The sequence below is a fragment of the Pseudomonas sp. Z1-12 genome (genome assembly GCF_051132015.1).
GTDB lineage: Bacteria > Pseudomonadota > Gammaproteobacteria > Pseudomonadales > Pseudomonadaceae > Aquipseudomonas > Aquipseudomonas zanjanensis.
The window spans coordinates 3,447,403-3,470,231 of sequence record NZ_CP071647.1; the positions used below are offsets into that span (position 1 = coordinate 3,447,403).

The window sequence follows — 22,829 nt, forward strand, 5'->3', positions numbered from 1 at the left end:
TCCAGGTATCGACATGTCCAACACGGCAATTATTTCAATCATTGATGACGATGAGTCAGTTCGAATTGCATTGGATGGCTTGTTACGCTCCCATGGTTACCAAGTTAAAACATACGCCAGCGCCTTGGATTTTCTATCTTTTGGTGAACTTGAAAACACGGCGTGCCTGATATCGGATATTCAAATGCCCGGCATGACCGGTATTCAAATGTACGATCGATTGGCGACCCTGGGCATTCTTATCCCGATCATCTTCATCACTGGATATCCCGGCGTCCCCCCTCGTGTCAGCGTTGCTGCCCCCAAGCCAGTCGCATTTTTCCCGAAACCCTTCGACTGCGCCGAGTTGATCGCCTGCATCGAATCGGTATTGGCTCGGTCTGCTTGGCCACCTCGCCCCCCTCATACCTTCGTATAGATCTCCCCTACCCAGGCATAGGCCTGATGACCTTATGTAGAAGTGTCAATCACGGTCCCGGTCAATAAGCTTTCCCACAGCGAACCGAAACTGAATGTGCTCGATATCAATTCATTGAAGCCAGGCGTTTTTGGAGTACTTCGCGACACGGTCACGCTGAAACAGTTAACAAATCAACGTATCGATTTTGTCTTCGGGAGCTCATCATGAAACAACATATTCTGGTTGTTGGCGCAGGTTTCGGCGGGGTCTGGAGCGCATTGAGCGCCGCCCGGCTGCTGGACCAACACGATCGCAATGACGTGCAGATCAGCGTCCTGGCCCCCCAGGCTGAACTGCGCATCCGACCTCGCTTCTACGAGCCAGACGTCCATACCATGGCCGCACCGCTGGGTGACCTGTTCGACGCGGTGGGCGTGAAATTCGTCCAAGGCTCGGCGAGCAGTATCGATGTCGACAATAAGCGGGTTGGCTACGTGGATGTATTCGGCACCCAGGGCACCCTGGGCTACGACCGCCTGGTGCTCGCAGCGGGCAGCCAACTGGTTCGCCCTGACCTCGAAGGCATGATCGAGCACGCCTTCGACGTTGATGAAATCGAACAGGCCGCCCGTCTCGAGGCCCACCTCAAATCCCTGAAAAATCTGCCGGACAGCCCGGCTCGCAACACCGTAGTGGTGGCTGGCGGCGGCTTTACCGGGATCGAAACCGCCACCGAAATGCCTGCACGCCTGCGCGCTATCCTCGGCGAGGACGCGAACATCCGCGTCGTCGTGGTGGATCGCGGGCCGCAGATCGGCGCAGCGTTGGGCGACGGTATTCGTCCGTCCATTGTCGAAGCGTCCGAGCACCTGGGTATCGAATGGGTCCTCAACGCCTCGGTCGAGTCGGTGGATGCCGGTGGCGTTACCCTGTCGAGCGGCCAGCGTATCGAGTCCCATACCGTGATCTGGACCGTGGGGTTCCACGCCAGTCCGTTGACCCAACAGGTACCCGGCACCCGCGATCGCCAGGGTCGCCTGCATGTCGATGCCAACCTGAAAGTCCTGGGCCAGAACGACATATTCGCCAGCGGTGACGTGGCCTACGCCGCCACCGACACCCTGGGCAACTACGCGGCGATGTCCTGCCAGCACGCCATCGCCCTGGGCCGCTATGCCGGCAACAACGTCGCGGCCGACTTGCTGGGCGTCGCGCCGATGGCCTACAGCCAACCCAAGTACGTGACCTGCCTGGACCTCGGTGCCTGGGGCGCGGTGTATACCGAAGGCTGGGATCGCCAACTCAAATTGGTCGGGCAAGAAGCCAAGGAGCTCAAGACCCAGATCAACACCGTGTGGATCTATCCGCCGGCGGCTGATCGCGCTACCGCCCTGGCCGCGGCCGATCCATCGATTCCGGTGGCCTGAGCCCCATATCCGACCCCGGCCAGTCCCTCCTTTCTGCGCCGGTCTTTCCCGGACGCCTGCCAACGATACTTGGGCAGGCGTTTTTTTTTAGGCGCGCGTCCCCAAGCCAGGTTGAATATCGTCACTGCCCAGCAAAATCCGTAGCAATGCCCGCCCCTTACGCCTTGCGCACAAGGTAAGGTAGGCAGAAATCATCCGGATCGAGGTGTGCCGTGGCGTCCTATTCCTTGCGTCAGCTGAAGTACTTCGTCACCACCGTCGAATGTGGCAGCGTCGCTGAAGCGTCCCGCAAGCTGTACATCGCCCAACCGTCGATCGCCACCGCCATCAAGGGCTTGGAAGACAGTTTCGGCGTGCAACTGCTCATTCGTCATCACGCCCAGGGCGTATCGTTGACGCCCGGTGGCGCGCGTTTCTACCGCAAGGCCCAGGAGCTGTTGCGCATGGCCCGGGAGTTCGAGCAGAACGCGCTGGCCGACAACGACGTGGTCAGCGGGCAGATCGACATCGGCTGCTTCGAAACCGTCGCCCCGCTCTACCTGCCGCGGCTGATCGCCGGTTTCCGGGAGCGCTTTCCCGGGGTGGAAATTCGCGTACAGGATGGCGAACAACAAGAGCTGGTACAGGGCCTGACGGGGGGGCGTTTCGACCTGGCGATTTTCTATGAACACGACCTCGACAGCACCATCGAGACCGAAGCGCTGACGGCACCGCAACGCCCCTATGCGCTGTTGCCGGCGGGCCATCGCTTCGCCGATCAGGCCCAGGTGTCGCTGCGTGACCTGGCCCTCGAACCGATGATCCTGCTGGACGTGCAGCCCAGTCGCACCTACTTCGTGAGCATCTTCGAAGAGCTGGGCCTGACGCCCAACATTGTGTTCAGCTCGCCGTCCATCGAGATGGTCCGAGGCATGGTCGGCCAGTCCTTCGGCTTCGCCGTACTGGTGACCCGCCCGCACTCCACCTGCACCTACGACGGGCAGCACCTGGTGTGCGTCGACATCGCCGAGGACGTGACCGGTTCGGCGCTGGTGGCCGGCTGGCTCAAGCGCGCCCACCTGACCAAACCGGCCCAGTTGTTCGTGGATTACTGCAAAGAACAGTTCAAGCAATGGCTGGCCTGACACCCAGTCAAACACGCCCCCCCTGTGGCGAGGGAGCTTGCTCCCGCAGGGGTGCGAAGCACCCCCAAAACAAGCTGACCCAATCAACCTGGCACACCGCGGTGAACGCGTTGGGGCTGCTGCGCAGCCCAGCGGGAGCAAGCTCCCTCGCCACAAAAAACCGATGATCGCCACAGGTTCGGTCTTTGCAAGTGAATGGGGTTTGAATGCCCCACCCACTCTCCAGCCATACAAAAGGCGGTCTTCGTCACAAGTGCGATTCGCTGTCTAGCGAGCCGCCCAGGCGTTGAACCGTTGTTCCAGTTCCTCGCCATGGTCGACCCAGAACTCCGCGTCCACGGCTTGGGCTTCAGCCAGGTTGGCCTCGGCGGTGGGCAACTGTTCCTGTACCGCCGTCGGCAACAACGCCAGCGTCTTGCGGTGCACCGGCCCATAAGGGATGTTTTCCGAAAACACCTTCTGGGTCTGCGGCTGGCTGGCGAAAGCAATGAACTGCTCGGCCAGGGCCTTGTTCGGCGTGCCCTTGACCACGGCCCAGTACTCCGGGTCGTACAGGCTCTGGGGCCAGACAATGCTCAACTTCATGCCTTCCTTCTGCGCCGAGGCGATACGCCCGTTGTAGGCCGCACTCATCGCCACGTCCCCCGCCACCAGCCATTGCGCCGGTTGCGCGCCGGCCTCCCACCATTGGATGTTCGGCTTGATCTGGTCCAGTTTGGCGAAGGCCCGGGATACGCCTTGGGGCGTGTTCAACACCTTGTACAAATCCTGGGCCTTGACCCCATCGGCCAGCAAGGCGATCTCCAGGGTGTATTTGGCCCCCTTGCGCAGGCCGCGCTTGCCCGGGTACTCGGCGACGTTCCAGAAATCCGCCCAGGACCTGGGTGCCTTGGCGAGCTTGGTCTGGTCATAGGCCAGGACCATCGACCACACGTAGGTGGCGACACCACACTCATTGAGCGCACCCGGCACATAGTTCGCCGGGTCGCCAAGGCCTGTCAGGTCGAGCTTTTCGAACAAGCCTTCCTCACAGCCCCGCAACAGCTCCGGGCTTTCCACTTCGACCACGTCCCAACTGGTGTGACCGGCCGCGACCATGGCCTTGATCTTCGACAGCTCACCGTTGTATTCGCCGGCCACGATGCTTCCTGCACCGCTGGCGTTGAAGGGTTGGAAGTAGGCCTTGTCCTGGGCCTGCTTGGTGGCACCGCCAAAGGAAATCACGGTCAAGCTCTGGGGCGCGGCCATGACGCTGGAACTCAACAACGCCAATGCACACGCAATATTGCAACGCAAGGATCTGGACATGGAGCGGTTCCTCGAAAATGCCGGCTCGCCCGCACGAGCCGGCGACGGGACTCAGAGGCGACCGTAAGCGCGGGCGGTGCGATCTACAGCTATACGGGTCTTGTCGACCAGTTCGTTGATGTCGGCATGGCTGGCGACCAGCGCCGGGGCCATGATCATCCGGCCCAGGGTGGAGCGAATGATCAGGCCTTCCTCGAAACCAAAGGTGCGGCACTGCCAGGCCATGTCGTTCTCATTGGCGAAGCGCTTGCGACTGTCCTTGTCTTCGGCCAGTTGCAGGGCCGCCACCATGCCGGCGCCCTGGATCTCGCCAATCAGCGGATGGCCGCCGAACGCTTCGCGCAAGCAGCGCTGCAAGTACGGCCCGGTGTCCTCCTTGACCCGCGTGACGATGCCCTCGTCGCGCAACGCCTTGAGGTTGGCAATCGCCACCGCCGCAGCCACCGGGTGTCCGGAATACGTCAAGCCATGGGCGAATACACCACCCTGTTCCACCAGCACCTCGGCCATGCGCTTGGACAGGATCAGCCCGCCCATGGGGATGTAGCCGCTGGTCAGGCCCTTGGCGATGGACAACGTGTCGGGTTCGAAACCGAAATACTCATGGGCGAACCATTCTCCGGTGCGGCCGAAGCCGCCGATCACTTCATCGGCGCACAACAGCACGTCGTACTGGCGGCAGATGCGCTGGATTTCCGGCCAGTAGCTTTCAGGCGGAAAGATCATGCCGCCGGCACCCTGGAACGGTTCGGCGACGAACGCCGCGACGTTGTCGGCGCCCAGTTCGAGAATCTTTTCCTCCAGTTGTCGAGCGGCACGCAGGCCGAACTCGGCAGGCGTCAGGTCACCTTCATGGGCGAACCAGTACGGCTCATCGATGTGCGCCACATCCGGAATCACGCCGCCCATCTCGTGCATGAACTTCATGCCGCCCAAGGCCGAAGCGCCCAGGGTCGAGCCGTGGTAGCCGTTCCAGCGACCGATCATGACTTTTTTCTGGGGCTTGCCGAGGATCTGCCAGTAGCGACGCACGGTGCGAATCAGCACCTCGTTCGCCTCGGAGCCGGAGTTGGTATAGATGGCGTGGCTGTAGTGACCCGGTAAAAGGCTGAACAGCAGTTCCGACAATTCCACCACGGCGGGGTGGGTGGTGTGGAAGAACATGTTGTAGTAAGGCAACTGCTCCAATTGACGGCTGGCAGCCGCCGCCAGGTCCTGGCGACCGTAGCCCAGGTTGGTGCACCACAGGCCCGACATGCCGTCCAGGTAACGCTTGCCGTCGTTGTCCCACAGCGCCAGGCCTTCACCCCGAACGATGACCCGTGGTCCTTCGGCATTGAGCGCTTTCTGGTCGAGGAACGCATGGATGTGGTGCGCCGCGTCCAGCGCCTGGTATTCGCGGGTCGTGCGGTTTGGATTCAGTGGCGCGTTCATCAGAGTTCTCCTTGCTTATTGGTCTTGAAGGCTTCGGTGTCCAGGGCAGACGCCAGTGGCTCGGGCTTGAACAGGGGTTTGCCCATCACGCACTTGACCCACACCACCGCGATCAGCGAAACGATGCCCAGCACCGCACCGGCGCTGGCAAAGATCGGAACGGTCATTTCGGGGCTGGGGGAAACATGCCAAATGGCAAAGAGCATGCCGGCGATGCCAAACAGCTGGGGCAACGGGTAGAACGGCGTCCGGAACGGCCGGTGCACTTGGGGGTAGCGCCGACGCAGGGCAATCACGTTGATGTGGGTAATGATGTAGGCCAGCAGCCAGGCCAGGGCCGCAGCCAGTAGCAGAAGGTTGATGGCGTCAGGGCTGTCGTGCATCAGCAACAACGGCAAACCGGTCACCGCCGCGACAAACAGCACCGCGACCCACGGTGCGCCGCTGCGCTTGCCCTGCCGCTTGAAGACCCCAAACGCCTGCCCACTGCGGGCCATGCCCAGCAGCATGCGCGGGATGGCGGCGAGGGAACTGTTGAGCGTGCTGCACGTAGCGGTGATCGCGGCGGTCACCAGGAATACCTGCCCGGCCTCACCGAACACCGTGGTGGCGAACAGATAATGAGGCAGGCCATTACTGGCCAACTCCGCTTGCGGCACGGTGAGCAGAGCCCCAAGGCAATACAGGCAGATGACCACAAAGATCACGGTGAGGCCGATCATCATCGAGGCCGGGATGTTGCGCTCTGGACGTCGGGTCTCCTCCACCAACGGACAGACGAACTCGGCCCCGACGAAGCCCCATACCGCCATCGCCGCCAGGGCAATCACGCCGAGTCCCATGGGATTCCAACCAGAAGCCGTCACCAGCGTCGACACGTTGCTGGCGCCTTCGCTTGCCAGCGCCCCCAGCCCCATGACCACCAGCATCACCGTCATCACCAGCGCCAACACGGTCTGCAAGCGCGAGAAAATATCGATATTGAACAGGTTGAGCACGGTGAACAGGCACAGCACGCCAAGGGCTACGCTCAGGGGTGGCATCGAATGCGGATAGACCTTGTCGATGATGAATTCCATCAGCAGCAACTCCGCCGACAGGGCGAACATCGCCACCACCACATAGCCGGAGAAGGTCGCCAGGATGGCCGGGAACTGGCCGATTGCGACTTCGGTGTAGCTGCTCAGGCTACCGGCCCGAGGAATCATCAGCGCCAGTTCCGAGAACGAACAGGCGTAACTCAGGGCCAGCAGCCAGGCCAGGATCAACGGAATGACAAAGCCCATGCCGGCCATCCCGGCGCCTTGCAGCATCAGCACCATGACGCCCTGGGAAACCACCAGGCCCACGGCCACCGCCAACAGGGCGCTCAGGCCCAGGCGGCGGCGCGGGCCTGCCAGGGATGTGGTAACGGTTTGTAGCGGCACGCTTGAGGAACTGTCCATCGGTTGCTCCGTTTTCTTGTTTTAGGGAGAACAAATCGATTGCGGGTGAAACCTGTGCTTGGGTCGTCAGCTACGCAGCTGGATCCAGGTGGTCTTGAGTTGCGTGTATTTGTCGAACGCATGCAGCGACAGGTCGCGACCGAAGCCCGACTGCTTGCCACCACCGAAGGGCACCGTGACGTCCAACGCATCCACGGTATTCACCGACACCGTGCCGGCGTTCAGGCGCCGCGCCACGCGATGGGCGCGGTTCAGGTCGTCGGTCCACACGGACGCCGCCAAGCCATAGATGTGCTCATTGGCCATGGCGATGGCCTGTTCTTCGTCATCGAACACACTGATTGCCAATACCGGCCCGAACACCTCTTCCCGGGCCAACTGCATGGCCGGGTGCACGTGGGTAAAAATCGTCGGTTCAATGAAGTTGCTCGAACCTTCCAAGCTCAACTGGCGCCCCCCACAGACCAGGCTCGCGCCTTCGGCCTGGGCCTGCTGGATGTACTGCATGATTCGCGCGGTCTGGCGCGTATCGACAATCGCCCCGGCACGACTCGCTGGGTCCAGCGGGTTACCCGGCTGCCACAGACGGGCCTGATCGATCAGGCGCTCGACGAACTCATCGTGGATCGAACGCTGCACCAGCAGCCGCGAGTTCGCCGAGCAGACTTCGCCCTGGTTGAAGAAAATCCCGAAGGCCGCTTTTTGCGCCGCCAGGTCCAGGTCCTGGCAGTCGGCAAACACCAGGTTCGGGCTTTTGCCACCGCACTCCAGCCAGACCTGCTTGAGGTTCGACTGGGCCGAGTACTGCATGAAGTACTTGCCGACTTCGGTGGAGCCGGTGAACACCAGCGAATCAATGTCCGGGTGCAAGCCCAGCGCCCGCCCCGCTTGTTCGCCCAGACCCGGTACGACGTTGAGCACGCCCGGTGGCACGCCCGCTTCCAGGGCCAGTTCGGCCAGGCGCAAGGCTGAGAAAGGCGATTGCTCGGCGGGCTTGAGCACCACGCTGTTGCCCGCCGCCAAGGCCGGTGCGAGCTTCCAGGCGGCCATGTCCAATGGAAAATTCCAGGGCACTACCGCCGCGATCACGCCCAGCGGTACACGAGTAATAGTGGCCAGGATGTTGGACGCCGAAGGGGCCACCTGGTCGTAGAGTTTGTCGAGGCTTTCGCCATACCAGGCAAACACATGGGCGGCGCCAGGCACGTCGATGTTCCAGGCATCCATGACCGGCTTGCCCATGCTCAAGGAATCCAGCAGCGCCAGCTCCTCGCGATGGGCCAGCATCAATTGCGACAGACGCAACAGCACGGCTTTGCGCTCGGTCGGGGCCATGCGCGCCCAAGGGCCATGCTCGAAAGCCTTTCGCGCGCTCACTACGGCAAGGTCAACGTCCCGTTCACCACAGGCCACCACATTCGCCAACCGCTGGCCATTGGCAGGGTTGATGACCTCCAAGCGCGCGCCGTCGAGTGCCTCGCACGGCTCGCCATCAATCAGGGCGCTGTCACGCAGGCGCAGGTGTGCAGCCCGGTTTTTCCAGTCATTGAAATCGTTCACCGCGATGTCCTTCGGTCAGATGTCGTTGGGGTTGCAGAGATGGCTCGCCAACCGATCCATCAAGCGATCGCAGGCAGCCATTTGTTCAACGCTCACGTACTCGTCGGGCTTGTGCCCTTGGTCCATGCTGCCGGGGCCACAGACCACCGTCGGCACGCCGGCCTGGTGAAACAGGCCGCCTTCGGTGCCAAAGGCGACGGTGCTGAAAGCGTCGCTGCCGCACAGTCGCGCAACCAGTTGGGCGGCCGCGCTTTCAGGCGAAGTGGCCAGGCCCGGGTAGGCCGACAGCGGCTCGAAACGGATCGCCGTATCCCCCGCTACCGCCTGCATCGCCGGCAGCAGGGTCTGTTGCGCATAACCTTGCAACTGCTCGACCACCACGTGCGGATCGAAATCCGGCAAGGCGCGCACTTCGAAGTCGAAACGGCAATCGGCCGGGACAATGTTCAATGCCGTACCGCCCTGGATCACCCCGACCTGCACCGTGGAAAACGCCGGGTCGAAGCGTGGGTCGTGCCGTGACGGCTCGGCCAGTTCTGCACCGATCTCGCCCAGCCGCCCCATCAGGCGCGCGGCCTGCTCGATGGCGTTGACCCCGTAAGGGGCATAGGCCGAATGGCAGGCCGCGCCTCGAACATGGCAACGCATCGCCAACTTGCCTTTGTGCCCCAACACCGGTTGGAGTTGGGTGGGTTCGCCGATCAGGCACAAGGCCGGTTGAGGGATGCGTTGTGGCAACATCTCCAACAGGCTGCGCACGCCCAGGCAACCGATCTCTTCGTCATAGGAAAACACCAGGTGCACCGGCCGGCTCAGCGGGCTGGACAGGAACATCGGCACCGCCGCCAGCACCGAAGCCAGATATCCCTTCATGTCCGCCGTACCGCGCCCGAACCATTTGCCGTCTATCTCGGTCAGTCGGAACGGATCGACCGTCCAGGCCTGCCCGTCCACCGGCACCACATCGGTGTGCCCGGACAACACCACGCCACCGGGCACCGACGGGCCAATGCTCGCCAGCAAGTTGGCCTTGGTTCCCTCGCCGTTGTAGATCAGCAAGCTATCCACGCCCAGCCCTTGCAAGTAGTCGCGCACAAACTCGATCAAGGCCAGGTTCGAATCGCGGCTGACCGTGGCAAAGCCCACCAACCGTTCGAGCAACGCCCGGCTGCGCAGCTCACTCATCACCCGGCACTCCATAACTCGGCGCCAGGGTCGGGTTGAGCGCGCGGGTCAGGTAATCCTGCAGTTGCGGTTGATAGGCGAGCCAGAGCTTTTCCAGCTCGCCGATGGGGTTTTCCTCGGCCCAGTCCACCCGCAAATCGACGACGGGCCAGGTCAGGTCATCGACCACCGACAGCGCTGCCGAATGCACCGCCCCGGCCTCCCCGCCCGCCGCCTGCCCGGCCTGCAACGCGCTCATCAAGCGTGATGCAAGGCAGCCACCGCCCTGCTCGAAGGCGGTGACCATGGCCTCGATCACCGCAGCGTTGGCCAATAGATTGCCGGCCGCCACGCATTGCTCACCGGCCACGGCGTTGTGAGTGCCCAGGGTATGTTCGCCGCTGAACATCGCCGTGCGGCCCTCGGCATCGATGACCGCCACCTGGCGGTATTGGCTGTAGCCGTTGCGCCCCAGGGTCCGCTCCAGCGCCGCTTGCGCCACCCGGCCGCCGGCCAGTTCATCGAGCACCTGCGGCCCCAGGGCCGGCAGGGTAATGTTCTGGCTCGACACCGCGCCGACCCCCGCCCGCAACCAGGGGCACCGGGCGCCGACGGCAATGCTCGAGGAACTGATGGCGATGCCCAACTGGCCGGTTTCGGCACAGCGTCCAACGATGGAAAAGGTCATGCTCCGCTCCTTATTCAGGGATCACCGCGATCACGTCGATTTCCATCAGCCACTGCGGCTGGCCCAAGGCGCTGACCACCAACCCGGTGGAAATCGGGAACACGCCCTTGAGCCACTTGCCGACCTCCTGGTACACCGGCTCGCGATAACGTGGGTCGATCAGGTACGTCGTGGTCTTGACGATGTGGCTCAGGTCGCTGCCGGCCTCTTCCAGCAATTGCTTGACGTTGCGCATGGCCTGCTCGGCCTGGGCGCGAGGATCGCCAAGGCCCACCAGTTGACCGTTGAAGTCAGTGCCAACCTGGCCGCGCACGTAGACGGTGTTGCCGGCGCGCACGGCCTGGCACAGGTCGTTGTCCAGCGTCTGGTTCGGGTAGGTGTCCTTGGTGTTGAACATGCGAATACGTGTGTGAGTAGGCATCAGCGGACTCCCGAGAGACTGGTTTTCGAACGGTGCGAATCGCTGTCCAGGGCCGGGGCCTGGCGCTGGGCGGCATCTTGGTAGGCGAGGTAAATGCGTTGCTTCACGATGTGGTCGGCAATGTGCCGGGCGTCATGCCAGACACCCCAGATGAACGCCGAGCCTCGACGTGACAGCCAGGGCAGGCCGACGAAATACAGGCCCGGCTCGCTGGAAACGCCGCGCTGATGGCGAGGCTTGCCATTGGCGCCGAGGGCGTCGACCTTCAGCCAGCTGTAATCCACCGAGTAGCCGGTGGCCCAGATGACGCTGGACACGCCGGCGGCGACCAGGTCCAGCTCCAGGATCGGCTGGGTCAGGCATTGCGGGTCGGGCAGCAAGTAACGGGCCTCAGGTTCGAGGGGCAGGTCCAGGCCGTTGCGGGCAATGTAGGCGTCGGCGGCATCCAACAGCGCCAGGTAGTTTTCGTCGCCACGGACGATGTTTTCAGCGAGATTCGGTTCGAAGGTCACCACGCTGCCGTTGAACGATTGGGTCAGCCCCACCAGGGTGATGCCCTCGTGAGCCAACCGGCGAAAATCCACGGTATGGCCGCCACGGGCACCGCTCACCGCAATGGTGACGTGCTCCTTGCCCGGCTTGACCGCCTCCGCATCCCACTCGCCCAACACGCCCAGCCACCAGCAGAAATCGCGATTGCGATAGGCCCGGGGCGGACGGTCATGGGCTCCCACCGAGAGATAGACTTGCTTGCCGGCGCGCTGCAGCTCATCGGCGATCTGCACACCGGACGACCCGGCACCCACCACCAACACCGCCCCTTCGGGCAATTGCCGGGGGTTGCGATACTGGGCCGAGTGAAGCTGGGTGACCGACGTCAGATCCGGCGCAATCGGTGGAATCACCGGCCGTTGGAAAGGCCCGGTGGCGACCACCACATGGATCGCTTCGATCTGGCCTTCGGAGGTTTCGACAGTGAAGCCCGGCCGGCCGACATTGCGCTCGACGCCCCTGACCTCCACGCCGGTACGGATCGGTGCGTTGAACTTACGGGCATAGGCTTCGAAGTAATCGGCCACCTGGTCCTTGGTCGCGAACGCATCCGGGTCGAGCCCTTCGAATTCCAACCCTGGGAAGCGGTCATGCCAGGCCGGCCCGTTGGCCACCAGGGAATCCCAACGCGCCGTGCGCCAGGCCTCGGCAATGCGGCTGCGCTCCACGACGAGATGAGGCACGCCTTGACGGCTCAAGTGCTCACTCATGGCCACGCCGGCCTGGCCGGCGCCTATCACAAGCGTATCGATACGTAGGGTTTCATCGGGCATGTCTGTGCACTTCCGGCAGTAGGTTTGGTTCAGGCGGGCATGGCGCCGCCTCGGGTTTGGTTTTCTTGTTGTTCTGCGGTTGCGGTGATCGGGATGAGGTGTCGAGGCGATTGTGTTGGCAGGCGGGGATTTGCGAAACGAGGGTTTTTGTCGTTGCTGGGAAGGAAAAAAATGGGCTACTGCGCGGGAGGGATAGACACGGCAACAAGGCGCGTCTCATTTGGACTTGATAACGGGAACCTGTGGCGAGGGAGCTTGCTCCCGCTGGGCTGCGCAGCGGCCCCAAACCCGTCACCGCGGCCAGTCAGGCGGATAGCGTTCAGCTTTTTTAGGCTGCTGCGCAGCCAGCGGGAGCAAGCTCCCTCGCCACGGTGTTCCGGTGCGGCAGACAATGGCTTATCCCGCCACGACGCCGGCCTGAGTGACTCACTCACTGCATCCGCGCCGGAAACGCCTTGAGTTCCAGCTTTTCCATCACCAACCCGATGAATGCCGAAACCGCCAGCGGTAACTGCCGCCGGCTCGGATAGAGCACATTCAAGCCAAATCCGATGCGTTGATATTGCGGCAGCACCCGCACCAGCCTTCCGGCTTCCAGGTCGAGGCGGCTCAGCGCCCCCGGCAACACAGCGATGCCCAGGCCGGCGACGGTCGCCCGGCGCAACGCTTGGGCGGTGTTGGCGTGGAATCGGCTGGCGATCTGCACATGCTCCTCGATGCCGCCCGGACCGACGAATCGCCAGTCGGTCAGGCCGCTGGGCTGGGCGAAGCTCACGCCGTCGTGGTGAGCCAGGTCCTGCAGCGAACGCGGTGCGCCACGTGCGGCAAGGTAGGCGGGACTGGCAACCATGCCGTCGCCGTCATTGCCGAGCAGTTGGCGACCGACATACCCCGAGTCCTGCAACGGACCGCCGCGAAAGGCCACGTCGATGCGATCGGCAATCAGGTCGACCCGGGCATCGCTGAGTACGAAGTCGAGCTGCACCCGCGGATGCGCGGCTAAAAAGTCGGCCACCCACTCCATCGGGAAGAAGTCGAAAAAATCCGCCATCGCCGCAATGCGCACCAGGCCACCAGGCGCTTCGCCGCCCATCATCAGTTCCTGCCCTGCGTCCATCAAGCCGTCCACAGCGTCCACGCAACGCTCATAGAACCCCTGGCCCGCATGGGTCAACGTGAGCTTGCGGGTCGAGCGCTGCAGCAGGCGTGACGCCAACTGCGCCTCCAACTGCTGGACCCGTCGGCTGACGGTGTTCGAAGGTATGCCCAGCCGCCTGGCCGCTTCAGCGAAGCTGCCACTGCGGACCACCTGGACAAACAGCGCAACATCGTTGAGATCAAGCATCGCGCGCACATTCCTTCGATTTATGGATGAGTTCAATCCGATTGTATCGACTAATCAAACCATTGGCAGGCCCTTATCCTTCGCCCATCGAGGCCCAACGCCCATGATTCGGAGGCAAGACCCATGAACAGCATCGTCGCAGCGCCACCCCGCGCCATCGTCCATCGCACTGCTGGCAGCAGCCATGGGCCAATCACCCGGCTCATGAGCCCCGGCGACCTGGGCCAGTTCTGCAAGCCATTCGTGTTTCTCGATCACTTCGCCTTCAACGCCGATGCCCTGCAAAGGGGTTTCGGCATGCACCCGCATTCCGGGATCACCACGCTGACTTATATGATCGAAGGCCAGGTGATCTACGAAGACACCACCGGCCAGTCCGGCACCCTGCCCAGCGGCGGCATGGAGTGGATGCAGGCCGGCAACGGCGTATGGCACACCGCCCGACCGGTTGCGGGTTCGCCGATCCATGGCTTCCAGCTCTGGGTTGCGCTGCCGGCGGCAGAAGAAAATTCTCCGGCACGCAGCGTCTACCTGGCCCCCTCCGAGATCCCCCGTGAAGGTCCGGCGCTGGTGTTGCTTGGCCAATACGGCGCAGCCCGCAGCGGCGTCGCCTCCCCGGCGGGCATGAGTTACCTCGCCGTGCAGTTGCAGGACAACGAGCACTGGCGCTACACGCCTCCGGCCGGGCACACCGTCGCCTGGCTGGCAGTCAACAGTGGCAGCCTCAGCGCCAACGGCAACGTGAATGCCGGGGAAATGGTGGTGTTCGAAGAATCCGGCGCGGCCATCGACATCGTTGCCCGGGGCGCGACTTCCTTTGTGCTCGGTTCGGCGGTCAAGCATCCCCATGACCTGGTGATGGGCTACTACTCGGTGCATACCAGCGAGGCCGCCCTGGAAAAAGGCGAGAAAGAAATCCAGCGCATCGGCGCCCTTTTGCAACAAGAGGGTCGGTTGGCCTGACCGACCCTCGATTCAATCCCTCATTCATACCCGATCCCTTAGAGGTGAATCATGACTGACACCGGTCTCGATCTTCTGTTGTCCCGCAGTCAAGTCGGCAAGCTGTCCCTGAAAAACCGCATGGTCATGGCGCCGATGACCCGCAGTCGCGCAGGTGCAGGCGATGCAGCCACGCCCTTGATGGCCGAGTACTACAGCCAACGGGCCAGCGCCGGCCTGATCATCAGCGAAGGCTCCCAGGTGTCGGCCCAGGGCAAGGGTTACCTGAGAACGCCGGGGATCTTTACCCCTGAGCACATCACCGGCTGGAAACAGGTGACCGACGCGGTCCATGCCGAGGGTGGGCAGATATTTTTGCAGCTCTGGCATGTGGGTCGTCTTTCCCATCCCTTGGTGCAAGTCAACGGCGCCCAACCCGTCGCCCCCTCGGCGATCAAGGCCGATGGCGAGATCTATACCCCCGAGGGCCTCAAGCCCTACGAACTGCCACGGGCGCTGGAACTCGATGAAATCCCCGGCGTGGTCGCCGACTTCCGCCAAGCGGCCGTCAACGCGAAGCTGGCCGGTTTCGACGGCGTGGAGATCCACGGCGCCAATGGCTACCTGATCGATCAGTTCCTGCGTGACGGCACCAACCAACGCACCGATGCCTACGGCGGTTCGGTCGAGCATCGCGCCCGTTTCCTCAAGGAAGTGGTCGAGGCGGTGATCGAGGTCTTCGGCGCCAGCCGTGTCGGCGTGCGCCTGTCGCCGATCTTCAGCTACTTCTCGATGAGCGACAGCCACCCCCAGGCGACCTTCGACTACACCGCCAGAATGCTCAGCCGCTATGGCCTGGCTTACCTGCACATAGTGGAACTGGGCGAAGTCCCGTTCGACTTCCTGGAACTCAAGCGTCGCTTCGGCGGGACGTACATTGGCAATGGCGGCTACAGCGCCGAACGCGCCGCCACGGCCATCAGCCGTGGCGAAGCGGACCTGGTGGCGTTCGGCACGCCGTTCCTGGCGAACCCGGACCTGGTGGAACGGTTCAAACAGGGCCAGGCGCTGAGCACTCCTGACGCCTCGACGTTCTATCAGGGCGACGAGCGCGGGTATACGGACTATCCGACTTTGGCCGGGGCTCAAGCAGGCCAAGAGGCGTAATGCCCGAGACCTGTGGGAGCGAGCTTGCTCGCGATAGCGGAATGTCAGTCAACGATGATGTTGAATTTCGTATTGCCTTCGCGAGCAGGCTCGCTCCCACAAGATCTCCGGTTGACCGCAAGACCTGCATTCACCACCAATATCCCCTGTGGGAGCGAGCCTGCTCGCGATAGCGGATTGTCAGTCAACAATGATGTTGAATTTGAAATTGCCTTCGCGAGCAAGCTCGCTCCCACAAGATCTCCGGTTGACCGCAAGATCTGCATTCACCATCAATCCCCTGTGGGAGCGAGCTTGCTCGCGATAGCGGATTGTCAGTCAAGGATGATGTTGAATCTGATATTGCCTTCGCGAGCAAGCTCGCTCCCACAAGAGCTCCGGTTGACCGCAGAATTTACATTCACCACCAATCCCCTGTGGGAGCGAGCTTGCTCGCGATAGCGGATTGTCAGTCAATGATGATGTTGAGATAGCGGTGGCTCAGAATGCAGCGGGCACTCAAGTACTTTCCGACACATCAATCTGAAGCGGCACCACCCGTCTCGGCGCCGAGGCTGGTGGCGTGGCTGTCGCCGCCTCGACCAGTGCTTCTACCGCCTGTTCGGCCATGGTCACGACGGGATGAGACAGCACCGCCTGGACCAACCCCGTCTTCAAGGCCTCGCGTGTCAACGGCGTCAGGTCGTGGCACACCACCACCGGCAGGCGAAGCTGCTGTTCTTGGAGACTGCGCAAGGCCCGCAACACCCCGGCGATGCCACCTCCGGCCACATACAGCCCGGCCAGGTCGGGCTCGGCCGTGAGCAAGTCCAGCGTATTGCCATACGCGAATTCATCGTCCTCCAGGGTCAGGCGCGAAGCGAGCAACTCCCACTCGTTGGAGTGCTCGGCCAGGTAACTGCGAAAGCTCAGTTCACAGAGTTCCTGGCATTGGAAACGCTGACTGCTGAGCATGACAGCCGCAGCGCCAGGTCGATCCGCCAGGCGGCTGATGAACCAGCCTGCCGTGCGGCCGGTGAGTCGATTGTCCAACCCGACGTATCCCGTGCCGCTGGCGCTGGACAGCTCCGACAGCAACGCCACCACCGAAACACCCGTCTCGCGCAATTGCGCAACCGCCTCCCGGACCCTCGGATGATCCACCGCAACCACGCCCAGGCCATCCACCTGATCGCGCAGGGCCAGGACGCGTTGCGCGACGATGACTGGGTCGAGATCGTCCAGATAACCAATGACCACGCGGATCCGTGCCCGCGAGCAGGTCGCGGCGGCGTTCGATAGTGCATGGGCGAGCCCCTGGTAAAAAGGCACGCCGCTTTTCTGCAACAAGAAGCCAAGCCGCAAGGTCGGGCGGTCGTTGAGCACCCGTTGTTCGATCACACCCTTGGCATGGAACCCCAACCGCGCGGCAGCCGCGGCGATGCGTTGGGCGGTATCGGCACGCACATCGGCGCGAAGGTTCAGCACCCGGTCGACGGTGGACAGGCTGACCCCCGCCTCCCGAGCGACATCGGCCATGGTGGGGCGCAGTTTACGGCGGCGTTCTGACATGTTTTGACACCTCTGCTTGGCATCATGAGGGGTTTTGACAGATTAAGCCATCGCCCCATGGCCCCCTTTCCGACAACTCAATAGCATCAGGCCAAGCACATAAAAACAAACACAGCCGGAGTGCCCCATGACGATCCATATCTGCACCGCGCCCTGCTGCTGGGGCGTCGACGACGTCAAGAACCCTTTCCTGCCTCCGTGGCGGCAGGTGCTTGGGGAAGCGGCCGAGGCCGGCTATCGCGGGATCGAGCTGGGGCCGTACGGTTACCTGCCGCTAGACCCCGACACCCTCAGTCCGGCCCTGTCCGAACAGGGTCTGCAGGTGGTCGCCGGGACGATCTTCGACGACCTCGTCAGCCCCGCCAACCTGCCCGAACTGCTGCGCCAGACCCATGAAATCTGCACGCTGCTCAAACAGCTGCCGCCCATGGAACAGCAAGCCGGCCAGCGCCATGCCGGGCCCTACCTGGTGATCATCGACTGGGGCCATGAAGTGCGCGACTACGCAGCCGGCCATTCGGACCGCGCCCCGCGCCTGGACGATGCACGCTGGAACGCAATGATGGCGCACATCCGCGCCATCGCCGACATCGCCTGGCATCAATACGGCATTCGCGCCGTGATCCACCCCCACGCGGGTGGATACATCGAGTTCGCCGACGAGTTGGCGCGCCTGGTGGACGACATTCCCCATGAAGTCGCCGGGCTGTGCCTGGACACCGGGCATCTCTACTACGCCGGCATGGACCCGGTCGCGTCGCTGCGCACCTATGCCCATCGCCTGGATTACCTGCATTTCAAGGACATCGACCCTGTGGTGTTCGACCAGGTGCTGAATGAACACATCCGTTTTTTCGCCGCCTGCGCCCGAGGCGTGATGTGCCCCATCGGGCGCGGTGTCATCGACTACCCGGCGCTGCACGACCTCGTGCATGAACTCGGCTACGTCGGCTGCATCACCGTCGAACAGGAGCGCGACCCACGCAATGCGGGGAGCAGCCTCGACGACGTGGCCGCCAGTCGCGCCTACCTGGCTGGCATAGGTTTCTGATCGCACAAGGACAACGACATGATCAACGGCAGCAAAACCCTCACGCGCCCCATCCGCTGGGCCATGGTCGGTGGCGGCGAACACAGCCAGATCGGCTACATCCATCGCTCGGCCGCCCTGCGCGACCGGAACTTCGAATTGGTCGCCGCGGCGTTGGATATCGATCCCACCCGGGGCCGAGTCTTTGGCCAGCAACTGGGCATCGACCCCGAGCGCTGCTATCCGGATTACCTGAGTCTGTTCGAGCTGGAGGCGCAACGTTCCGATGGGATTGAAGCGGTGTCGATTGCCACGCCCAACGGCACTCACTACGCCATCACCCGCGCCGCCCTGGAAGCCGGGCTGCATGTGGTCTGTGAAAAGCCGCTGTGCTTTACCCTCGAACAGGCCGAGGCCCTGCGCAGCCTGGCGCACGCCAAGGGGCGCATCGTTGGCTTGACCTACGGCTACGCCGGGCACCAGTTGATCGAACAGGCCCGGGCGATGATCGCGGCCCAGGAGCTGGGCGAGATCCGCATGGTGCACATGCAGTTCGCCCATGGTTTTCACAGCGCGCCGGTGGAGGCCCGGAACCAGGCGACCCAGTGGCGCGTCGACCCGCGCCAGGCCGGGCCCAGCTACGTATTGGGAGACGTCGGCACGCACCCGTTGTATTTGTCCAAGGTGATGCTGCCTGATCTGAAGATCAAACGCTTGATGTGCAGCCGGCAAAGCTTCGTCGCCAGCCGCGCGCCACTGGAAGACAACGCCTATACCTTGATGGAATACGAAGGTGGCGCCATGGGCATGGTCTGGTCCAGCGCGGTGAATGCCGGTTCGATGCACGGGCAGAAGATCCGCGTGATCGGCGCCCGTGCCAGCCTGGAATGGTGGGACGAGCGGCCCAATCAACTGAGCGTCGAGATCCAGGGCCAACCCGCGCAGATCCTGGAGCGCGGCATGGGCTACCTGCACGCCGGCGCGCTGCAGGACGACCGCATCGGTGGCGGCCATCCCGAAGGGCTGTTCGAAGCCTGGTCCAACCTCTATCGCCGCTTCGCCCTGGCCATGGATGCAGCCAACCGTGGCGACAGCGAAGCGCTGGCCGTCCTGCGCTACCCCGACATCGATGCAGGTGTGGATGGTGTGCGCTGGGTCGAGCGCTGCGTGGAGTCCGCTGACAAGGATGCCGCCTGGGTCGCGTATTGATCCCGGTAATTCAGTCAACGCAATACCCCTGTGGCGAGGGAGCTTGCTCCCGCTGGACTGCGCAGCAGTCCCAAAAAGGGGCCGCTTCGCGCCCCAGCGGGAGCAAGCTCCCTCGCCACGGGTAATGAGTATTCCTCAATGGAGAACAACCATGAAAATCGCCCTCGACCCCTACATGCATCGCCACCTGAGCCTGCCGGACCTGTGCCGCAAGACCGCCGAGCTCGGCTTCGAGTACCTGGAGCTGTCGCCACGGGAGGACTTCCTGCCCTGGTGGGTACGCCCCCGCGCCCATAAGGAGCGCATCGCCGAGTTCAAGAAAGCCCTGCGCGACCACGACCTGCAATTGGCCTCGCTGCTGCCGATGTACCGCTGGGCCAGCCCCCATGAAGACGAACGCCGGGCAGCGGTGAACTACTGGAAGGAGGCGATCCAGGTCGCCGTGGACATGGGCTGCACCACGATGAACTCGGAGTTTGGCCGTGGGCCGTCGCCTGATCGTGGGCATAAAGTCAGTTGCTGCGGTGGCGTGCACAGCCATGAGTCGAGCGAAGCGGCGTGGTGGCGTTCGATGGAGGAACTGGTGCCGATCCTGGAAAGCGAAGGCGTCACGCTGAACGTCGAGCCTCACCCGGAGGATTGGTGCGAGACCCTGCACCCGGCCCTCGACATGCTCAAGACCATTGGTTCGGACAACGTCAAGTTCCTCTACTGCACGCCGCACACCTTCTACTTCGGCGACGACATGCAAGCCATGATCGCCGAGGCCGGGTCGATGATCGCCCATGTCCACATCGCCGACACCTACAACCACAAGGCCTCGTCCGGCCTGCGCTATATCGTCAATCCCCCGGGCGCCAAGGTCACCGTCCACCAGCACATGGACATGCACCAGGGCGAGATCGACTGGGACCTGTTCTTCAGCGAACTGGCCAAGACTGGCTTCGACGGCATCGTCACCGCGTGCGTGTTCGGCTGGGAAGAACGGGCGGACGAATCCGGGCGTTTCATGCGCAAGGAAATCCAGGCCTACGTGGACAAATACTTCAGGTAGATCGTCACGGGAGCAATGGCACGATCCGCGGCTCGATCGCCTGCTCGCTCACCTCCAGCAGCGCCAGCGTCACCGGCAACTTGAACCGTCGCCGGCCGGCGCTGCCTGGGTTGAGATAGAGCCGCTCGCCACGCCACTCGATCAGCGGTTTATGGGAATGGCCGGTGATCACCAGCCGCACGCCCGGGTTGAGTGGCGCCGGCACATCCGCGATGTCATGGACCAATAGGACCTGCCATCCCATCAGGTCGAATTGCAGGCAATCGGCAAGGTGCCCTGCCCATTCGGCGTCCAGATCGTTGTTCCCACGCACCACCTGCAACTCGCCAATGGAAGCCAAGGCCTCAAGGATTTCCGGGCTGCCGATATCACCCGCATGAATAATCCGCTCACAGCCTTGCAGCGCCGCAAGCGCTTCAGGGCGCAGCAGGCCGTGGGTGTCCGAAATCACGCCGATTTTCACGAAACCTTTCTCCTCAATCGTGTGTCGCCGGTTATACCTGACTCGTCGCAGTTAGCTAACGTGCTGAAATCGAATAGGATAGGCTACGCCTGGAAAGGCGCAGACCCGTCGTGGAAAGGATATGTGAATGCTCGGACGCAAGCAGCCAGAGCCCAAGATCGAAAGCCCGGATGAAGCCTTCTCCCAGCAGGCTGTGCGGGCCGGAGCTGCATTTCGGCTGACCGTGAGTTTCATGCTGGTGGTGGTCATCGCCTTCCTGGCCGTCGAAGGCTGGCGAACCTGGCGCGATTACCGTGCCGCGTTTGCGTCTGCCCGGGACTCGGTGACGAACCTGGCACGGGCGACGGCCCAGCACGCCGAAGACACCATTCGACAAGTGGATGTGGTCACCGCCGCCCTCGCCGAACGGGTGGAGGGCGATGGCCTGCAGAACATGGACGTCCCGCGCATCCACAAGCTCTTGGTGCAACAGGCCGCGATCATGCCGCAATTGCACGGGCTATTTATCTACGGCCCGGACGGCCAATGGCTGGTGACGGACAAGGAAGTCATTCCGGAAATGGCGAACAACGCCGACCGCGACTACTTCCAATACCACCGCAGCCATGAAGATCGAGGCGTGCGCATCGGTGACGTGGTCCAGAGCCGTTCCACCCACGACCTGATCATTCCCATTTCCCGCCGCCTGAACAACCCCGATGGCTCGTTTGCCGGCGTAATGCTGGGGACCGTAAAGGTCAGCTATTTCGTCGACTACTACGGCGACTTCAAGATCGATGGCAAAGGCGCGCTGGTCCTGGCCAAGCGCAGCGGAACGATCCTGGTCCGACGTCCCTTCGTCGCCTCGGTGATTGGCAAGAGCCTCGTCAACAGCGTGATCTTCAGGGAGCATTTACCCACCTCCAACCAAGGGGTTGCCGAAGCCAGGGCCGTCGTCGACGACACCGAGCGCCTGTATGGCTATCGGGCCTTGACCACGTATCCGCTGGTGGTGGAAACCGGCTTGTCCCGCGAGTCGATCATCGCGCCCTGGCGCCGGGACCTGCTCAAAACCGGCCTGGTGCTGATTTTCCTCATTGCGATCCTGGTGGGCTTCGGCCTCATCGTGTTGAGCCAGTTGCGCTACCGCATGACCATGGAAAAGCAGATTCGCAGCGCCCACCAGGCCATGCGCGACATGGCTCTGACCGACAGCCTGACCGGGCTGGGCAACCGCCGGCGGCTGGACATCGCCCTGGCCGATGAACTGCGCCTGGCCAGGCGCCAGGGCTCATCCCTGGCCCTGATCATGCTGGATGTGGATTACTTCAAGCGTTTCAACGACCGGTACGGCCATGCCGCCGGCGACGATTGCCTGCGGGCGATTGCGGGCGCGATCGGGCAGACCATCAAGCGGCCGGGCGACCTCGCGGTGCGCTACGGCGGTGAAGAGTTCACCGTGTTGTTGCCCAACACCGACAACGCCGGGGCGGCCAAGGTCGCGCAGCAAATCCTCGAAGCCGTCAGGGCCTTGAACATTGAACATGGCGATCATCCCCAAGGCATCGTGACCATCAGCGCCGGGATCACCACCAGCCAGCCGAGCGACGAGGATGCAACCCCGGCGGTGCTGATCAAGGCCGCAGACGCCTTCTTGTACCTGGCGAAAAACACCGGGCGAAACCGTTGGTGCAGCGCTGGCGCGACGTCGGGGTGAACGCCACGAGCGCGCCGCGCATCGGTCAGAATCGTGCAAACCCAAGTCCACAGGTGCCGGCGAGGCGCCTGGCGGC

The 22,829-nt window shown here is 63.0% G+C and carries 20 protein-coding genes; 9 read left to right on the forward strand and 11 right to left on the reverse strand.

The features are described 5' to 3' along the window. Positions 1 to 13 precede the first annotated feature (13 nt). From J3P85_RS14590 to J3P85_RS14600, 3 genes are all read left to right on the forward strand, one after another. Positions 14 to 418: a response regulator transcription factor gene (locus J3P85_RS14590; RefSeq protein WP_434702104.1), complete on the forward strand. Its 405-nt coding sequence runs from the start codon at positions 14 to 16 to the stop codon at positions 416 to 418. A gap of 206 nt (positions 419 to 624) precedes the next feature. Continuing rightward, entirely contained in the window at positions 625 to 1,827 is a 1,203-nt protein-coding gene (locus J3P85_RS14595; RefSeq protein ID WP_434702105.1) for an NAD(P)/FAD-dependent oxidoreductase, read from the forward strand. A 212-nt stretch (positions 1,828 to 2,039) separates the two neighbouring features. After that, the gene (locus tag J3P85_RS14600) at positions 2,040 to 2,951 is read left to right on the forward strand and encodes a LysR substrate-binding domain-containing protein (RefSeq protein WP_186705812.1); all 912 of its coding nucleotides are present in this window, start codon (positions 2,040 to 2,042) and stop codon (positions 2,949 to 2,951) included. A 267-nt stretch (positions 2,952 to 3,218) separates the two neighbouring features. Here the strand turns inward: J3P85_RS14600 and J3P85_RS14605 are convergent, their stop codons facing one another. From J3P85_RS14605 to J3P85_RS14645, 9 genes are all read right to left on the reverse strand, one after another. Beyond that, a complete protein-coding gene (locus J3P85_RS14605) occupies positions 3,219 to 4,199 on the reverse strand; it encodes an ABC transporter substrate-binding protein (RefSeq protein WP_434706375.1) in 981 nt (326 codons plus the stop codon). Between the two features lie 111 nt (positions 4,200 to 4,310). Continuing rightward, on the reverse strand, positions 4,311 to 5,693 hold the full coding sequence (locus J3P85_RS14610; protein WP_434702106.1) for an aspartate aminotransferase family protein: 1,383 nt from the start codon (positions 5,691 to 5,693) through the stop codon (positions 4,311 to 4,313). Beyond that, positions 5,693 to 7,138 carry an APC family permease gene (locus J3P85_RS14615; protein WP_434702107.1) on the reverse strand — a complete coding sequence of 482 codons (1,446 nt, stop codon included), beginning with the start codon at positions 7,136 to 7,138 and terminating at the stop codon, positions 5,693 to 5,695. The genes J3P85_RS14610 and J3P85_RS14615 overlap by 1 nt, the downstream gene beginning before the upstream one ends. 66 nt (positions 7,139 to 7,204) lie before the next feature. Beyond that, entirely contained in the window at positions 7,205 to 8,698 is a 1,494-nt protein-coding gene (locus J3P85_RS14620; RefSeq protein ID WP_434702108.1) for an aldehyde dehydrogenase, read from the reverse strand. A gap of 15 nt (positions 8,699 to 8,713) precedes the next feature. Beyond that, positions 8,714 to 9,883: an acetylornithine deacetylase gene (gene argE / locus J3P85_RS14625; RefSeq protein ID WP_434702109.1), complete on the reverse strand. Its 1,170-nt coding sequence runs from the start codon at positions 9,881 to 9,883 to the stop codon at positions 8,714 to 8,716. Beyond that, positions 9,876 to 10,550 carry a DUF1028 domain-containing protein gene (locus J3P85_RS14630; protein ID WP_434702110.1) on the reverse strand — a complete coding sequence of 225 codons (675 nt, stop codon included), beginning with the start codon at positions 10,548 to 10,550 and terminating at the stop codon, positions 9,876 to 9,878. The genes argE and J3P85_RS14630 overlap by 8 nt, the downstream gene beginning before the upstream one ends. A gap of 10 nt (positions 10,551 to 10,560) precedes the next feature. Next, entirely contained in the window at positions 10,561 to 10,971 is a 411-nt protein-coding gene (locus J3P85_RS14635; protein ID WP_003201555.1) for a RidA family protein, read from the reverse strand. Further along, positions 10,971 to 12,296: a flavin-containing monooxygenase gene (locus J3P85_RS14640; protein ID WP_434702111.1), complete on the reverse strand. Its 1,326-nt coding sequence runs from the start codon at positions 12,294 to 12,296 to the stop codon at positions 10,971 to 10,973. The genes J3P85_RS14635 and J3P85_RS14640 overlap by 1 nt, the downstream gene beginning before the upstream one ends. Before the next feature lie 430 nt (positions 12,297 to 12,726). Then, a complete protein-coding gene (locus J3P85_RS14645) occupies positions 12,727 to 13,641 on the reverse strand; it encodes a LysR family transcriptional regulator (RefSeq protein ID WP_434702112.1) in 915 nt (304 codons plus the stop codon). 123 nt (positions 13,642 to 13,764) lie between these two features. Here J3P85_RS14645 and J3P85_RS14650 point away from each other — a divergent pair, with 123 nt between their 5' ends. After that, positions 13,765 to 14,604, forward strand: coding sequence for a pirin family protein (locus J3P85_RS14650; RefSeq protein ID WP_434702113.1), 840 nt, complete (start codon positions 13,765 to 13,767; stop codon positions 14,602 to 14,604). A 51-nt stretch (positions 14,605 to 14,655) separates the two neighbouring features. Then, positions 14,656 to 15,750 carry an alkene reductase gene (locus J3P85_RS14655; protein WP_434702114.1) on the forward strand — a complete coding sequence of 365 codons (1,095 nt, stop codon included), beginning with the start codon at positions 14,656 to 14,658 and terminating at the stop codon, positions 15,748 to 15,750. 498 nt (positions 15,751 to 16,248) lie between these two features. Here the strand turns inward: J3P85_RS14655 and J3P85_RS14660 are convergent, their stop codons facing one another. Then, positions 16,249 to 17,301 carry a LacI family DNA-binding transcriptional regulator gene (locus J3P85_RS14660; RefSeq protein WP_434702115.1) on the reverse strand — a complete coding sequence of 351 codons (1,053 nt, stop codon included), beginning with the start codon at positions 17,299 to 17,301 and terminating at the stop codon, positions 16,249 to 16,251. Positions 17,302 to 17,428: 127 nt separating this feature from the next. Between J3P85_RS14660 and J3P85_RS14665 the strand changes: the two genes are divergently transcribed. The 3 genes from J3P85_RS14665 to J3P85_RS14675 all read left to right on the forward strand — a co-directional run bounded on the left by J3P85_RS14665 (position 17,429) and on the right by J3P85_RS14675 (position 20,594). After that, on the forward strand, positions 17,429 to 18,352 hold the full coding sequence (locus tag J3P85_RS14665; protein WP_434702116.1) for a TIM barrel protein: 924 nt from the start codon (positions 17,429 to 17,431) through the stop codon (positions 18,350 to 18,352). Positions 18,353 to 18,370: 18 nt separating this feature from the next. Next, positions 18,371 to 19,540 carry a Gfo/Idh/MocA family protein gene (locus tag J3P85_RS14670; RefSeq protein WP_434702118.1) on the forward strand — a complete coding sequence of 390 codons (1,170 nt, stop codon included), beginning with the start codon at positions 18,371 to 18,373 and terminating at the stop codon, positions 19,538 to 19,540. A 151-nt stretch (positions 19,541 to 19,691) separates the two neighbouring features. After that, positions 19,692 to 20,594: a sugar phosphate isomerase/epimerase family protein gene (locus tag J3P85_RS14675; protein WP_434702119.1), complete on the forward strand. Its 903-nt coding sequence runs from the start codon at positions 19,692 to 19,694 to the stop codon at positions 20,592 to 20,594. A 4-nt stretch (positions 20,595 to 20,598) separates the two neighbouring features. Here J3P85_RS14675 and J3P85_RS14680 read toward each other — a convergent pair whose 3' ends face one another. Next, the gene (locus J3P85_RS14680) at positions 20,599 to 21,057 is read right to left on the reverse strand and encodes a metallophosphoesterase family protein (RefSeq protein WP_434702120.1); all 459 of its coding nucleotides are present in this window, start codon (positions 21,055 to 21,057) and stop codon (positions 20,599 to 20,601) included. Between the two features lie 127 nt (positions 21,058 to 21,184). On the opposite strand from J3P85_RS14680, the gene J3P85_RS14685 reads away from it, so the two are divergent. Beyond that, positions 21,185 to 22,753, forward strand: coding sequence for a sensor domain-containing diguanylate cyclase (locus J3P85_RS14685; protein ID WP_434702122.1), 1,569 nt, complete (start codon positions 21,185 to 21,187; stop codon positions 22,751 to 22,753). Positions 22,754 to 22,829: the final 76 nt, after the last annotated feature.